Raw genomic sequence first — 14,462 nt, forward strand, 5'->3', positions numbered from 1 at the left:
GTATCGAGGGCACTGGCGTGGTGACTGGCACCTATGTCCAGCGGATCACGCGCCGGTGGCCACGCCGCTCGGTCGGCTCTCTGCCAGGACACTCCGGCGACGAACTGCCGGCAGTGGCTCAAGACCATCGACACCAAGAAACGGGAGGTTTCACAATGACCCTCGCCGTCTTCCGGTGCTACGTCGCGCCCGAGCAGCGGGCCGAACACGACCGGCTCTACAACCAGATGCACATCCTCATCCAACAGAGTCCTAACCACATCGAGCACAAGATGTTCACCGCTGAGGACGGGGAGTCGGCACTGGTCGTCGAGTTCGACGACCTGCAGAGCCTTGAAGAATGGGGCGAAAACCCCGACCACAGGATCGCCAAGGCGTCGGGCAAGCGGTACGTGTTCACGAGTTACGACGTCGCAGTCCGCGAAGTCGTCGAACGCCATGTCAAGAGCGATGTTCGTCCGGAACACCTACCCAGCATCGCTCCCTCGTCAGCGACGCCGACCGTTCGCGCAGGCCACAGTAGCGAGTTCCCGCAGGAGGGGCAGTCATGGGAGTGATCAACGGCGGGTTCGGAGGACGGCATGGCTCCAGCGACCCGCGACTGCCTCCTGGGCAGACCCACGTCTACGACTGGCCGGTGCTCTCGACGGGACCCACGCCCAATGTCGACGAGGGCCGATGGAGCTTCACGATCACGACCGAAGACGAGGTCACGCACCGGTGGAACTGGGGTGAGCTTCAGGAGGTAGGCGTCGAAGACGTCGTCACCGATATCCACTGCGTCACCCACTGGTCGAAACTGGACATGGCTTGGCGTGGCGTGCCCATGGACCGGCTGTTCGAGGATGTCGAGACCAGTTACGACTACGTGATGGTCCGTAGCTACGGCGGATACACCACCAACCTCCCACTCGAAGACCTCCTCGATGGGCAGGCATGGCTAGCCACCGAGGCGGAGGGCGAACCCCTTACTCCCGAGCACGGAGGTCCGGCCCGGCTCCTCGTGCCCCACCTCTACTTCTGGAAGAGCGCGAAGTGGGTTCGAGGAATGGAAATGATGCCCTCGGACGACCCGGGGTTCTGGGAACAGAACGGCTACCACCTCCGTGGCGACCCATGGCGAGAGGAACGCTACTGGTGATGACTCCTAGCCGAGTCCGGTGGCACCTCGGGCGGGTGCTCAGTCGGCAGTTTGAGACCGAGGCGGCCATCCGCCTTGAGCTGGATGTTCCGACCTGGCCTGGAAACGTCGCCGGAGCTCATCTCGACATCCGGCTCACGGCACCGGACGGGTACCAGGCGTCCCGGTCTTACTCGCTGGCGTCCTCGGGTGAGTCGACACGGGTTGTACTGGTGATCCAGGAGCTGCCCGGGGGCGAGGTGTCGCCCTTTCTCGTGCGCCAACTCGCAGAAGGTGAAGAAGTCGAAGTACAAGGACCGCTCGGACGCTTCTTCGTCTGGATCCCCGCTGAGCCCGAGCAGTCACCGGTTCAGCTCATCGCAGGCGGATCGGGGGTTGTGCCGTTGTTCTCAATGGCCTCAGCACGTGAACGTGAGCCGAAAGGCGCTGACTTTCGGCTGCTGTACTCGGTCCGCAGTCCGCGCGATGAGTTCTTCGCTGACGAACTGGCAGAACTCTCACGAACCATCGTCGAGATTGTCCACACGCGCGAATCAGCGCCCGGAGCGGGCCGGCCACCTAGACGATTGACGCGCGAGGCGCTCGCCGCGTCGACCTTTCCCGCATCGTTGTCGCCACGCATCTTCGTCTGCGGACCAACGCCGTTCGTCGAGGCCGTCGCGGGTTGGCTTGTCGAACTCGGTCACGACCCCGCACAGATTCGTACGGAACGATTCGGAGGCAGTCCATGACGCACGTCGACGGAAACGCCCTCGCAGGTGCCTTCGCGACTACTCTCGGTATCGAGATCACTGTGACGGTCGGTAGGTGCCGGAGCTGCGGCAGCTCTTTCAACCTCGCTTGCGCGCATGTCTTCATCACAGCCATGGGTGCAGTCATGCGGTGCGGCCATTGTCAGGCGGTGCTGGGCGTCATCGTCCGCGGTTTCCGAGAGACGCTAGTGAACCTCTCGGGCCTGGACTACATCAGGGTGCCCCACCTATGACTGGTCCGCTCGCCGCGATCGCGGCTTCTACCAGGCAGGGGGCTGCGGACTGATGCTTCGCATCTACGACAGTGCTGTCCGGAAGCTACGCAACTTCGTCCCGCTGAACCCAGGACGAGTCTCAATCTATGTGTGCGGGCCAACCGTGCAGTCCGCGCCTCACATCGGGCACCTTCGTAGCGCCCTCGTCTACGATCTCTGGCGACGCTGGCTCACCCACCGCGGCTACGCGGTCACCCTCGTTCGCAACGTCACCGACGTCGACGACAAGGTTCTGGACCTGGCAACCGAGACTGAACCATGGTGGGCACGCGCCTACCGTGTCGAGACGGAGTTCGCGCGCTCGTACGCCGCGCTGGGTGTTCTCCCGCCAACCCATGAGCCCCGAACTTCCGGTCACATCCCGCAGGCACTGACCCTGATCGAACGACTCCTTCGCCGCGGACACGCCTACGTCGCCAGCGACGGCTCCGGCGACGTCTACTTCGATGTCAGCAGCTGGCGGGCATACGGCAAGCTCACCAGGCAGACCCCCGGCGCCGTAGCGGACCCTGATAAAGGGCCTGGCGGGGCAAAGATCGATCCCCGCGACTTCGCGCTTTGGAAGGGAGCCAAGCCCAGCGACCCAGAATCCGCGCGTTGGCGCTCACCGTGGGGAACCGGCAGGCCGGGATGGCACATACAGTGCTCAGCGATGTCCCAGCACTACCTCGGACGTGCGTTCGACATCCACGGAGGCGGCCTCGACCTGCGATTCCCGCACCATGAGAACGAGCTTGCCCAGTCCACCGCAGCAGGCGACGAGTTCGCCAAGTACTGGATACACAACGGCCTCGTCACGATCGACGGGCAGAAGATGGCCAAGTCGCTGAACAACTCTCTGTATGCCGATGAACTCCTCCGCCGTGTCGGCCCGGCGACGCTGCGTTACTACCTGCTCAGCGCGCACTACCGCAGTGCCTTGGACTATCAGGAGAAGGATCTCACGCACACCGAGGCTGCAGTCACGAGAATCGCGACGTTCCAGCACCGAGCACGCACACGACTCGCGAACACAGCATCCGACGCCCCGACGCCGCCCATTGCCTTCGCGGCCGCGCTCGACGACGACCTGAATGTCCCAGCGGCGCTCGCAGTCCTGCACGACCACGTGCGCGCGGGCAACATCGCTCTGGATAACGGCGATCCAGCTGCCGCCATGTCTACGTACGAATCGGTGCTCGCGATGACCGAAGTGTTAGGGATCGAGCCCGGCGGCTTCACGACCGCCCCGCGAGCCGACGTTCATGGCAGCACGATCTCTACCCTCGTCGAGGTTCTACTCGCGAATCGCTCTCATGCGCGGGACGCAGGAGATTTCTCCACCGCCGACCGCATCCGGAACGAACTGGCTAGCGCTGGGATCGCCATCCAGGACCACACCTCAGGCACCACCTGGACGCAGGCGTAGCCAACTCGTGCACGATGGTCGAATACTTCCGTTCCGGGGTGATCCGATCAGAGCAAGAGACCGAGTGAGGCGTCCGCCAGACGTCGAACCGTCATAGGGGCAGAGCTGTCTCGCTTGTCTGCCACTGTGTCGGTACCAAGCGAGGCGTCAACCCACTCCTGCAAAATGGTGACTGCGGCCGGAGCGTCAAGGTCGGCGGCTAGTGCCGAGAGCACGGCCTGCTCGACCGGTGCTGCCGGCGCCCCGCTACCGAGAGCCAGGGCACGACGCCACTGCTTCAATGTGTCGAGTGCGGCCGAGATTTCGGCGTCTGTCCACTCCCAGCTTGATCGATAGTGGTGCCGCATGAGGGCGAGGCGGATGGCCGCAGGGTCCACTCCTTGCTTTCGCAGAGAGGAGACGAAGACCAGGTTTCCGCGCGACTTCGACATCTTCTCGCCGTCGTACGCAACCATCCCGGCATGGACGAAGGTCTGCGCGAACCGATGCTGTGGATGAATGACATGACCGAGTCCTGCGGACATCTCGTGGTGCGGGAATGCCAGGTCTCGTCCTCCGCCCTGTACGTCGAAGGATGATCCCAGATGTTCCTGGGCGATTGTGGTGCATCCGATGTGCCAACCGGGTCGTCCCGGCCCCCACGGACTGGGCCAGGACGGCTCCCCTTGCCGCTCGCCGCGCCAAACCAGGCAGTCGAGCGGGTCGCGCTTGCCTCTCCGATCGGGGTCACCGCCACGCTCGGCGAAGTCCTTCAACATCACATCGCGGTCGAGTGACGATACGCGGCCGAAGGATGGGTCGGCAGACACCTCGAAGTAGAGGTCGGTTCCCACTCGGTAGATAGAGCCGCGCTCCTTCAACATCTCGATGCGAGAGATGATCTTGGTGACGGCCTCGGAGACTCCGACGAAGTGTGCGGGTGGCAGGACGCGTAAGGCTGTCATGTCCTGTCGGAATCGCTCGGTCTCGCGTTGTGCGAGATCACTCCAGGGAATGCCTCGCGCGTGGGCGCGTTCCAGCAGCGGGTCATCGATGTCGGTGACGTTCTGAACATAGATGACATCGTGCCCGGCGTTTCGAAGGGCGCGGTTGAGTAGGTCAAAGCCGACGTAGGTTGCCGCATGGCCGAGATGAGTGGAGTCGTAGGGTGTGATGCCGCAGACGTACATCCGCGCGGCGTCATTCGGCGGCAACGTCACCAAGGATCGGTTCTCAGTGTCATAGACCGAGACTGCGGGCCCGTGTACATCCAAGCGTGGAATCTCTAGACGGGGCCATGCCAACATGTCGTGGTCCTCGTAGTCGATGAAGCCACACCAGAGGATTCGGCGTGGATTCCTGATCCTGCTGACAGAGTGTCGCGAGGGCTCATGCGGGCGTCCATCCGCGCAGGAATGCCAGCACCTTGGCTTCGGATACCTCACAGGGCCGTAGGTGCTCTGCTTTGCGAGTGCGGTACACGTTGGCGCTGATCAGGTCGTCCCCTCCTAGCTCCTCGGCCGAGATGCTGATGCTCTGGCCATGCACTCGCGTGGTACGGGTCAATCCGTATGAGCGACCTTCGTATGCGACGACGGTCCAGCCTTCAGGAACCCGATCGACCATTGCCTGCAAGCTGGCTGTGGCCTGACTCGCACCATCATGCTCGGGAGGCATCGAGTGGATAGAGCTCGAACTGTGAGAGTCGGGGGCACAACTCCTCACCATGGCATGGCTCGTGGAATCGCGCGCGAGCTCTGGAACTCGTGCTTCAGAAGGCATGTGCCCTCCCCCGCAGTTCACTCTGCGGCGCTCAGCGCGACGCGGATGGAATCGAGAGCCATGTCGAGCGCGATCGCCATGCTGCGCTCGTCCCGTGTGGTCTTGACGAGGAGGTACCCGCCTTGGACAGCGGCCATCAGACCGACGGCTAGCTCTTCAGGGTCTGCGTCCGGCCGTAGCTCGCCTGAGTCCTGCATGCGCTCCAGTCCGAGACGGAACCAGTGCTGCCAGACGCTGAATCCTCGTTGGAGATTCTCACGCGCAGTTTCACACCGGCCAGCGATCTCGCCCGCCAGCGACCCCATCGGACAGCCGTGAGCACCTCGCCAACCACGCACTCCTACCACGATCGCATCCCGCCAACGCTCGAAGCCGCGCATCGTGCGCAGGTCGTCGAGGAATGGTGCCTGCTCGCCAAGCACCCGTTCAATCTGGGCCCTCACGACTGCCTCAACCAACTCGGTCTTGTCCGAGAAGTAGTGGTAAACCTGAGACTTGCCCGTTCCGCTGGCCTCTATGACATCGTCAACGCTGGTGGCCTCAACGCCCTGCGTGTACATGAGATCGGCGGCTGCCGCGACGATACGCAGACGGGTGGCCTCGCCCTTGGCGGTCAGCCGTCGCGGCTTCTTCTCACTCACCGTGCCCCCAATCTGGACTGGAGCCGCCAGCCTCGGGGGTCACGATGAGTCCTGCGATCGAGTCGCTCCCGTCCGTGGTTTCTCAGGCGCACCGCTACCTCCCGGTGCGTCAACGGCACCTGACGACCGGTCGCGTTCCCACTGCTCAAGAACCGAGTTGATGGCATGACTGATCGAGTGCAGATCGGCTTCGGTGTTCTGAGAGATGTGGAACGTCTCGATGTCTCGCGCACGGTCCCGGTCGGACTCCCGTCGCTGAGTGAGCAGAATCAGCGGTCCCTGCAGAGCAGCGACGATCGCCAGAGCCGTTCCTAGATAGTCCAGCATGGCCGTCGGGTGGGGATAGAAGAACGGCAAGATGGTGTTCACGACAAACCACGCGAGAATCGCCACCACCAGGATCAGCAGGAACGGCCATGAGCCCGCGACGCTCGCCACCCAGGCAGCGGCCTTGTCTCCAGGGCTCGACCGCGCTTCTCTGAACATGCTGAGTTGGTGCCCGCAGTGCGGGCAAGCGAACATCTCGCGGCCTACGATGTCGCTGAAGTGGCCGTCCATCTCGGGCTCGGAATGGTGTCGAGAAGCGCGGTGCAAACCGGCGCCACTTCCCTTTCCAGACTCTGGTGACTGCTCTGTTTGCTCGTCGCGCTCCGGCTTGGTCATCGCTCTCGCTCTCCCCGGGTGCTCTCCCCGGCACTGGCGCGTTCCTGCGCGATCTGCTCGCGGAAGTGCGCGTCCTCCTGCTTGACCGCTATGGCACCGAGCAGGATCTCGTCGATCTCTGCAGCGGGGATGATGACCGCACCCGACCCGTCGGCGAAAACATAGTCGCCCGGCATGACGCCGACACCGCGCAGCACCACGGGAACATTCGCCCGGTGTGGAGTGATCAGCGCACCGCCAGCCTCCACCGCCTCACCAGCGCAGTACGAGGTGAACCCGTACGTTCGGAGCTCAGTGAAGTCCCGGAGTCGGCCATCTGTCAGCACTCCGTCGAGCCCGTAGTGGTGCACGCGACCCAGCTTCGTTCCACCGCCTACCGAGACGCCTGGATGGCCATTGGTCGCGAGCACAAGAACTTTTCCCTCAGAGTCGTCCCCAACTGCCTCACGGAACAGCGATCGGAAATCGTGCACTGCGGGGTCGACGCTTGCAGCGCAACTGGGGAAGAAGGCGATCGTCACGGCTGGTCCGAAGAGGACCCTGCCGGGGGTGGGGCTCTCCAGCCCCAGGATGTGCGCGCCGTGGCGGTGGCGACGACCCAACGCATCGACTATGTCGGCACAACCGATCTGCTCGGCCTGCGCCCGCCGGTCCTTGGCGCTTGCGCGGTTGGTCGCACGAGGTTCTCCACTCACAGGACATCACGATGCCAGAGCCTTTTATGTACTGTCAAGTACGAAATACTGGTGCGCTGATGCACCCAGGGACTCCGGGGTCTCGAAGCCTGCAATACCGCCGGACGTGTTCACGGCGGAGGTCAGGACACGTCCCAATACGCGTGAACAGCACTCTTGACCACGGAGTGTCCACCTGCAGCGGTTCGGGACAGTCACGTTCCCTTCGCCCGAGGCTGACACCGACGCGGTCGACGCGGACCAATCCGTGGTAGTAGATTGTACTATCTGCTACATTTTTACACGCGCCGCGAGTCAGCACCGCTGCGGCGGAAGCCAGATCAAGCCCTCGGGGCGGGGATGCGAGCGCCTTGCCGCCGTGCGAGAGGACCAAGAACGCCGACCATGACTGCCCGACCTCACCACTGTGCGACCTCTCGGCCAGAGGGCTGCGCGCCGCAACACGCTGGGGTAGGGCCTCGCGACTCACACCCGCCTAGAGCGTGTCTGCCAAAGATCTGAGGGTTCGCAGGCGACGCTCGACGAATGCTGCGCGCGGACGAGATTCCAGACGAGTTGTGGGAGCTGATCGAGCCGGTGCTGCCGGCAGGCGGCCATCAAGGGCGGCCGTGGAATGACCACCGGCTGACGCTGGAGGGGATCAGTTGGAGGTTTCGCACGGGGTCGCCGTGGCGTGACCTGCCCGAGCACTTCGGGGCCTGGCAGTCGGTGTGGGAGCGCCACCGTCGGTGGTCTGACGACGGCACCTTTACCTGCGCATGTTCGCCGCGGTTCGCGCCGCAGCCCCCGAGCGCGACGAGCAGCTGCGCAGCCTGTTGTCGGTCGACTCGACCATCGCCCGTGCCCATCAGCACTCCGCCGGCGCGCGGCACGAGGGCCACACAGGGGGCCCTGTCGAATGACAAGAACCTGACCAACGAGCCCGCCGATCACGCTCTGGGTCGTTCCCGCGGCGGGCTGAGCACCAAGATCCACGCGCTGACCGACCGGTACTGCTGCCCGCTGACGGTGCTGCTCTCACCGGGCCAGGCCGGTGACAACCCGCAGCTGATCCCGCTGTTGGAAGCCCACGACCGCGGCGACACCGGCGCCTTCCGGCTGCTGGCCGACAAGGCGTACTCCCACCCCAGCACCCGGGCGCACCTACGGGCGAAAAGGATCGCTCACACCATTCCCGAACGCAGCGACCAGATCGCCCGCCGCAAGGCGAAGGGCTCGGCCGGAGGCCGGCCACCTGCCTGCGATCCGGAGCGCTACAAGGACCGCAACACCGTCGAACGCGGCTTCGGCCGGCTCAAGCAGTGGCGCGCCATCGCCACCCGATACGACAAGTACGCCACCACCTACCTGGGCGGCGTCCTCCTCGCCTGCATGATCATCCACCACCGGGTCCGCAGTTAGCAGACACGCTCTAGGCGACCGGGATGCCGTCTGGGAACGCTGGATGCAGGAGCAGCGGCCCCCGGCGGGACGCGACGAGGACGACGACGACGAGCACGAGGACGACGAGCACGAGGACGACGAGGACGAGGACGACGAGGACGACGAGCCGCAGGACGCGGACGAGGCGCAGGCGGAGGACGAGGAGACCGGCTGGGCGGTGGTCGGCGAGCTGGCCCAGGAGTGGTCGCACGTTTGGTACGAGGGCTCGGAGCACGCTTGGCTCAGGTACGCGTGGTCGGCGCTCCACGAGGCGGGCCTGACCGCAGTCGGCGACCCGGTGGACCGGGCTGAGGCGGTCGCGAGGCTCCTGGCCCTGACCAAGCTCTACCGCGTCTTCCACGCGTACGCCCACGAGACCGAGCACGTCGACGAGTGGCAGGACATGGGCGATCAGGTCTGCGGCTCCGAGCCGCTCGTCCCGGCGTTCGTGTGGGGGCAGCTCAGCGAACGTCGGGGGTTCGCCGCGTACAGCGACGACGACGACGAGCTCCCTGACGAGTTCGCCAAGGTGCTTGTCTGGCACTACGCGCCGGAGGTGGCGAAGGCTCTTCTCGATCAGCTCGGGGAGAACTTCCTGTTCGCTTCCCTCTGGGCCTCGTCGTCGCCCGGCGTTCGGTTCCCCCTGAACGACCGTCGGTACCACGAGGCGGTCAACGAGGACCCCTGGGAGAAGATGGCGGCCTTCAACTGGACGACCGATTGCATGCGCCTGTGAGCGCAAGCGGTGGAATGCCGCCGGCCGGGCTAGCGAGTTTCCTCGGTTTCCGCGCCTCAACGCTTCTCGGCGGTCCCGTAGACAGGCGTCTCTAGGACCGGTCCCTGCAGGGCGGGGCCAGATGCGGCCGCGGCCGCGTCGCCGGAGACGGGTCCTGTGGCTCCTCGCTCATGGCCGTAGCGCCTCATGCCCGGAGCGGCGTTCCCGGCCGCGACCGACAGCAGGACGAGGGCCAGCAGGAGCGACCGGAGCGCCACGCGAACCGTTCCGGGGCTTCAGCGCCTCCACCAGACCCGGGGCGGCCAGACGAGCGTCCCCGCCGGTGCCGTCAATGCGCAGGGGCGTGTGAGCAGTCACGAAGACGTCGTCGATCTGACACTGAAACGACTGGTCAATCGCGGCGCTACCGAACGACATCACGGCGGCCCGCAGCAAGACCGCTGGTTAGCCTGCAGGATGCGGTGCAGGATCAAGCCCATTCATGCGGGAGCGTCCGGCTGACCGGCGACCTGCCGCGCCAAGTCCTCGAGGTCATCGTCGTGCAGCTCAACGCGCGGCTCACCTTCGAAGTGGTATGACACGTACGAGATGGCTCCGCCCTGCCGCGACTCGAAGAAGTAGCAGGCGTTGTTGGCGCTGCGCGGGGTCGGCCCGACACGGACGAGCGGCACCAGATGAAGCACAGGACTCACGGCCGCATCCCGCGACACGAACGTGAGGTGGTCGCTTTCCAGCGGCTGACGGGTCTGGACCTCGAACTGCTGGAAGATGGCACTCGGCCCGCGGAGCCGCTCAGCCTGGTGGTAGGTGTACAGGCCGTGCCGGTAGCGACCTTCCGCGGCCAAGGCCAGATCAACGTCCTCAAAGGCCGTACCGAGCGCCTGCTCAACGTCGCTCAGCAGCGACTCCAACCCAGATAGCCACCCCGACAGCTGTTCAGGCGAGACGACGCCGCCGTGGGACCGTTGATTGCGGACTACCCGCGCGCGGTCCAGCAGCGCCCAAAAGCGCTTGTCAGCCAGCCGTTCGATCAGCACTCCGGCCGGTCCGCTCGCCGCTTCGAACGCCTCCTGATGCTCCTTATCGCCAGCCAGCCGGCGGACATTCTTTGCCAGCGTCGTGCCGAGATTGCGCCACAGCCCAAAGTCGGCGCGGTCAAACAGCTGGCGCCCCGGTGGGGCTGCCTTAGCGAGGTCAGCCTGTACCTGCTGGAAGAGGACATCGTCGGCTCGGAAGACGCTGAGGAGCACGGCGCAGCCGAACTGCGCCATGGCTTCGAAGAAGTTGACGAGGCTCTGCACGCGCGCTTCCGGGTCGCGCAGCGCGACGTACCGCTGCAGGACGGACGCCAGCGGGTACGGCATCGACTCGAGCCAGCGGCGGACCGGGTCAAGCCGCGCGGCCTGCTCGAGCTGCTCGACGACGCGCTTCGCCTTCTCCGGGCGGCGCCACAAGTCGCTGCGCAGCCGCTCGACAGTGGCCTCCATGCTGGCGAGGTGGCCGGCCGCTGCAATGGCCTCTTGCTGGGCGATCAGCGACGGGAGCGGGATGCGAACGGAGGACAGCGCGGCAAGGTCAACATGCGGCAGCGTCGATCCGCGGGATGAGACTTCGCGCAGGCGCTTGCCAATCGGACTGGACAGCAGCGCGGCGACGTATTCGGCGCGGGCGCGATCCGGGTCGAGCTGCACCTCCAGCAAGCGGTATCCGCTGCGTCCCTCATAGGTCGGCGGGTACGTCGTGACGTCGCCCATGCCGATGCCGGGGACGAAGACGGCGTTGTCAGGTGGCTCGTAGTCGCGGTTGGCGCGCAGCGTGACGGCGCGCAACCTACCCACGGTCGCGAGCGCGATGAGCTCGTCGGCACGGAAGGCGTCTGCAAGCTCACGCTGCACCACCAGGGTCTGCCAGCTGCGGTAGCTGCGGTCAGTGAGCAGCCCGAGGTGGAAATTGACCGTATCCGGCCGCCGAGCCAGCAGATTGGCCACGAGCGCCGCCGTGGCGGTGCGCTCGTCAAGCCGGGCGACGAAGAGCTGCTCGGTCGGCTGCGCCTCAAAAACGGCAATCGACGACTGAAGTGAAGTGGTCGGCCAGAAGCCTCGGTCGACGGAGATGGCGGCCGTCAGATGCCAGCCGCGCTCTGCGCAGGCCGCGAGCACCTGCCCCTCTCCACCCCAGAACAGATTGTCGGCGCAGTGATAGATGATTCGGCCGCCGGGGGCGGCCCGGTCGAGCGAACGCAGCAGGGCGTAGTCCGCCAGCTCCGGGCGGGACAGCGCCGGTAGCGCCGGCAGCTGGGCTGGCCGTGCCCGCATACCGAGCGGCGGCGACAGCAGCACCACGTCGAAGGTCTGACCCTGCGTGCGCTCAAACAACGCCTCCGGATCAAGCGACCAGTCAGCCGACGGCGTCAGGGCCGCCCCGATGTCCCGGACGGCGGGATCGGCAGCTGCCGCGACGAGGCGTGCGCCGGGGACGGCCTCAGCGACCGCCGCCAGAGGCAAAGGAGAGGTGGCGTAGGGGTCGAGCACCGAGCCCGGTGCCAGCCGCCGGGTGAGCTGCCCGAGGAAGTCAAGGACGTGGGTTGGCCAGGGCGACTGCCGACCGCTCGTACGGCGCGAGCGCGGCCACGTCCCGCCAGAAGACCGGGCCCGCCTCCCGTGCCCTGGCCACGACCGCCGGCAGGCTGAACAAGCCCTCCGCCCGCAAACGCATGGCCTGCTCAAACAGGGGACTGTCCGGGCGCCGCGCGGTCGTCATCAGGCTGCCTCGGTCTCGCTACCGAATTGGCGCTCCAGGGCCTGCCGCGCCAGGCCGAGGACGTACGGGATGTCGTCGGCATGAGCGAGGCCGACCTCGACATCGCCATTGCCCCAGCGACCAAGATTGGTGACGTCCTTAGCGATGCCCTTCGGATCGTTGAGCGCCGGGAAGGGCATGTTGAGCGACAGCCGCAGCCGGGACGCCTGCGGCACGACGTCGACCACGTTGGTCTCAGCCTTGTAGGCGATGTACAGCTTGAGGACTTCCTCGGTGACGTTCGGATCCAGCCCCAGCAAGGCGCTGCGGAGCTGCTCGAACAGCGGTCGCATCGCCCGGCCAGGCGCCAGCTGCGGGTGATCGTCCAAGCTGTAGCGGGACTCCCCGGCGGCCGCCTTCGGACGGTAGGCGGCGAGCACGCCTTCCTCCAGCGCCGGCTGACCCCAGACGGTCGTCGCCCGCTCTGCCAGGCGGGCGGCCCGGGCGTCGATTGCGGCCTCGTCCCAGCGCTCGACAGCGCCGAGCCCCTCGTTGAGACGAAGCGGGCTGTGCTTGAAGCCGCCCGCCATGTCGCGCTTCTCGCCGAAGGGTCGGTCGCTGTACTCGCTGTTGTAGCCAGTGAGCGTCAGGTTGCCGAGGGTGTGCAGTTTGGCGGCGTGAATGCGCTCCCAGTCCAGCCCGAGCGCCTGCCGCCACGCCTCTGACAGATTGTCGTTCTGCGGCATGATGTGCTCGATTGTGTACTCGTCAACGATGACACGTTCCTTACGGCCGTGGTTCTCCAGCCGGCGCAGCCAGTAGGAGCGGCGCGGCTGGTTGTACAGGTCGCGGCTGACGAGCTCCCGCTGGAACTCCTCGTCGCCCGGGAAGCGCCGGTACGACGGCAGCAGCAGGAACGCGGCCTCAATGCTCTCCAGGTAACGGTCCTTCTTGAGCGACCGGCCGAAGGTGGCGAAGGTCTTGTTTAGCGAGTTGGTCGGGATGGCGCAGACTGCCCGCCGGAAGACATAGGCCTCGACGAGGCGCAGCGCCTTGACGAAGTCGTCGCGTGCCAACACGTCGGTGGCGTAGTCGCGGTACAGCTCGAGCAGCAGCGGGTAGGCGACGTCGACCTTGAGGTCGCGCAAGTCCGCGAACGCTGCGGCGAGGTCCCTGTTGTCCTCGCGCTTCAGGGCCATGGCGCAGTAGTAGCCGGCGTAGGCGTGGACGTCTGCCACGAGTGCATCGACGCCGGCCTGGTCGATGACCGGCCGGGCGTAGGCCTTGAAGGCGTCGTAGACGGCTCGCACGTTCGGGATGTCGCCGGTCTTGACCGTCAGGTAATGGCGCATGGAAGGAGTCGAAGTGGGCGCCGTAGCCCTCCTGGCCGAAGCCGAGCTCCATTGGGCGCCAGTGCCGCTCATACAGCTCGGTTTGGTGCTGCGGCTCCAGCCCCATGAGCACGTAGTTGCGAATCAGGTCGGCCTGGCTGAGCTCGCGGCCGGTCGAGTTCATACTCTCGAAGATGAGCTGCGGGTTGTCCTGAGCGCGATTGAGCGAGACGTCGACGATGACCAGCTTGGCCAGCCCGCGGCAGAGCGGCGCCAAGTCGCCCTTGAGAGCCGTGACCTGCTCGTCGAACAGCTCGAAGTTCTGCGCGATGCGCAGCGAGCCCCTCTCCGGCAGCGGCCGCTGCTGGACGAGCGCCGTCAGGCTGTCCCGGTCGGTCTGCGTCAGCAGCAACTTGAAGGCCTTGTCGCCGTCCTCGAGCGGGTTGAGCAGGTAGTAGCTGCGCAGCTTCCGGGCCGAGAAGCCCTCCACCGGCTCGTCGTCGCCGAGGTGCCGCGCCAGCGCCTCGAGCAGCAGCGTCACGGTCGTTAGGCGCTGCTGCCCGTCGATGACGAGTAGCGGCGACTGGCTGGACACCTGGTACAGCCCCTGCTCGACGTAAACCACCGATCCGACGAAGTGGGCGTTGACGCTGTCCTCCCGCCCGGCCCGCAGAATGTCCGCCCACAGCTGCAAGCACTCGTCGCGCCGCCAGCTGTACGTCCGCTGGTAGATCGGGATAACAAACTGCGGTGACTTCTTGAGGAACTGCAGGAGGGAGGCTTCAGTTGCTTTCATACGACGGTTCTCCAGACTACTACGCGCGATTTGTAGCTCTACCTCTACGAACTTAGGCGGGGCTTAAGGCACGGGTAAGGCACGCTCTCAGCGGTCGGCAGA

General features: G+C 65.7%; 13 protein-coding genes and 1 pseudogene. 7 read left to right on the top strand and 7 right to left on the bottom strand.

Annotated features, from left to right (window positions below; genetic code table 11):
• The first annotated feature begins 155 nt into the window (after positions 1 to 155).
• The 5 genes from JKP76_RS00130 to cysS are packed head-to-tail and all read left to right on the top strand — an operon-like array spanning position 156 to position 3,576.
• Positions 156 to 557, top strand: coding sequence for an antibiotic biosynthesis monooxygenase (locus tag JKP76_RS00130; RefSeq protein ID WP_167854061.1), 402 nt, complete (start codon positions 156 to 158; stop codon positions 555 to 557).
• Positions 548 to 1,141 carry a molybdopterin-dependent oxidoreductase gene (locus JKP76_RS00135; protein WP_135446929.1) on the top strand — a complete coding sequence of 198 codons (594 nt, stop codon included), beginning with the start codon at positions 548 to 550 and terminating at the stop codon, positions 1,139 to 1,141. Before JKP76_RS00130 ends, JKP76_RS00135 begins: the two co-directional genes overlap by 10 nt.
• Positions 1,141 to 1,872, top strand: coding sequence for an FAD-binding oxidoreductase (locus tag JKP76_RS00140; protein ID WP_241548411.1), 732 nt, complete (start codon positions 1,141 to 1,143; stop codon positions 1,870 to 1,872). Before JKP76_RS00135 ends, JKP76_RS00140 begins: the two co-directional genes overlap by 1 nt.
• Positions 1,869 to 2,126, top strand: a complete 258-nt coding sequence (locus JKP76_RS23695) for a DUF6510 family protein (RefSeq protein ID WP_220477203.1) — start codon at positions 1,869 to 1,871, stop codon at positions 2,124 to 2,126. Before JKP76_RS00140 ends, JKP76_RS23695 begins: the two co-directional genes overlap by 4 nt.
• Before the next feature lie 52 nt (positions 2,127 to 2,178).
• Positions 2,179 to 3,576, top strand: a complete 1,398-nt coding sequence (gene cysS, locus JKP76_RS00145) for a cysteine--tRNA ligase (protein WP_241548412.1) — start codon at positions 2,179 to 2,181, stop codon at positions 3,574 to 3,576.
• A 47-nt stretch (positions 3,577 to 3,623) separates the two neighbouring features.
• Here the strand turns inward: cysS and mshC are convergent, their stop codons facing one another.
• The 4 genes from mshC to JKP76_RS00165 form a co-directional block, all read right to left on the bottom strand.
• Positions 3,624 to 4,862 (bottom strand): cysteine--1-D-myo-inosityl 2-amino-2-deoxy-alpha-D-glucopyranoside ligase, encoded by a 1,239-nt coding sequence (gene mshC, locus JKP76_RS00150; RefSeq protein WP_135446923.1) that lies wholly within the window; start codon positions 4,860 to 4,862, stop codon positions 3,624 to 3,626.
• A gap of 492 nt (positions 4,863 to 5,354) precedes the next feature.
• Positions 5,355 to 5,978, bottom strand: a complete 624-nt coding sequence (locus JKP76_RS00155) for a TetR/AcrR family transcriptional regulator (protein ID WP_200489067.1) — start codon at positions 5,976 to 5,978, stop codon at positions 5,355 to 5,357.
• Between the two features lie 39 nt (positions 5,979 to 6,017).
• Positions 6,018 to 6,641 carry a DUF1003 domain-containing protein gene (locus tag JKP76_RS00160; RefSeq protein WP_200489068.1) on the bottom strand — a complete coding sequence of 208 codons (624 nt, stop codon included), beginning with the start codon at positions 6,639 to 6,641 and terminating at the stop codon, positions 6,018 to 6,020.
• Entirely contained in the window at positions 6,638 to 7,336 is a 699-nt protein-coding gene (locus JKP76_RS00165) for an RraA family protein (RefSeq protein WP_135446919.1), read from the bottom strand. Before JKP76_RS00165 ends, JKP76_RS00160 begins: the two co-directional genes overlap by 4 nt.
• 525 nt (positions 7,337 to 7,861) lie before the next feature.
• On the opposite strand from JKP76_RS00165, the gene JKP76_RS00170 reads away from it, so the two are divergent.
• Entirely contained in the window at positions 7,862 to 8,737 is an 876-nt protein-coding gene (locus tag JKP76_RS00170) for an IS5 family transposase (RefSeq protein WP_242471124.1), read from the top strand.
• 43 nt (positions 8,738 to 8,780) lie between these two features.
• Positions 8,781 to 9,494 (top strand): hypothetical protein, encoded by a 714-nt coding sequence (locus JKP76_RS00175; protein ID WP_200489069.1) that lies wholly within the window; start codon positions 8,781 to 8,783, stop codon positions 9,492 to 9,494.
• 479 nt (positions 9,495 to 9,973) lie between these two features.
• On the opposite strand, the gene JKP76_RS00180 is transcribed toward JKP76_RS00175, so the two are convergent.
• From JKP76_RS00180 to JKP76_RS23700, 3 genes and pseudogenes are all read right to left on the bottom strand, one after another.
• Complete coding sequence (locus tag JKP76_RS00180) at positions 9,974 to 12,025, bottom strand: hypothetical protein (RefSeq protein ID WP_200489070.1); 2,052 nt, start codon at positions 12,023 to 12,025, stop codon at positions 9,974 to 9,976.
• A gap of 228 nt (positions 12,026 to 12,253) precedes the next feature.
• Positions 12,254 to 13,585, bottom strand: coding sequence for a DUF1524 domain-containing protein (locus JKP76_RS00185; RefSeq protein ID WP_242471125.1), 1,332 nt, complete (start codon positions 13,583 to 13,585; stop codon positions 12,254 to 12,256).
• Positions 13,586 to 13,754: 169 nt separating this feature from the next.
• A pseudogene (locus JKP76_RS23700) lies at positions 13,755 to 14,360 on the bottom strand (DUF262 domain-containing protein); the annotation flags it as partial.
• Between the last annotated feature and the right edge of the window lie 102 nt (positions 14,361 to 14,462).

Source organism: Blastococcus sp. TML/C7B, assembly GCF_016612845.1.
GTDB lineage: Bacteria > Actinomycetota > Actinomycetes > Mycobacteriales > Geodermatophilaceae > Blastococcus.

What these genes read in the sequence shown, in the direction of transcription:
- cysS (WP_241548412.1), top strand. Translation starts at nt 2,179, where the DNA reads ATGCTTCGCATCTACGACAGTGCTGTCCGGAAGCTACGCAACTTCGTC.
- mshC (WP_135446923.1), bottom strand. Translation starts at nt 4,862, where the DNA reads ATGTTGGCATGGCCCCGTCTAGAGATTCCACGCTTGGATGTACACGGG.
- JKP76_RS00160 (WP_200489068.1), bottom strand. Translation starts at nt 6,641, where the DNA reads ATGACCAAGCCGGAGCGCGACGAGCAAACAGAGCAGTCACCAGAGTCT.
- JKP76_RS00130 (WP_167854061.1), top strand. Translation starts at nt 156, where the DNA reads ATGACCCTCGCCGTCTTCCGGTGCTACGTCGCGCCCGAGCAGCGGGCC.
- JKP76_RS00170 (WP_242471124.1), top strand. Translation starts at nt 7,862, where the DNA reads ATGCTGCGCGCGGACGAGATTCCAGACGAGTTGTGGGAGCTGATCGAG.
- JKP76_RS00140 (WP_241548411.1), top strand. Translation starts at nt 1,141, where the DNA reads ATGACTCCTAGCCGAGTCCGGTGGCACCTCGGGCGGGTGCTCAGTCGG.
- JKP76_RS00175 (WP_200489069.1), top strand. Translation starts at nt 8,781, where the DNA reads ATGCAGGAGCAGCGGCCCCCGGCGGGACGCGACGAGGACGACGACGAC.
- JKP76_RS00135 (WP_135446929.1), top strand. Translation starts at nt 548, where the DNA reads ATGGGAGTGATCAACGGCGGGTTCGGAGGACGGCATGGCTCCAGCGAC.
- JKP76_RS23695 (WP_220477203.1), top strand. Translation starts at nt 1,869, where the DNA reads ATGACGCACGTCGACGGAAACGCCCTCGCAGGTGCCTTCGCGACTACT.
- JKP76_RS00185 (WP_242471125.1), bottom strand. Translation starts at nt 13,585, where the DNA reads ATGCGCCATTACCTGACGGTCAAGACCGGCGACATCCCGAACGTGCGA.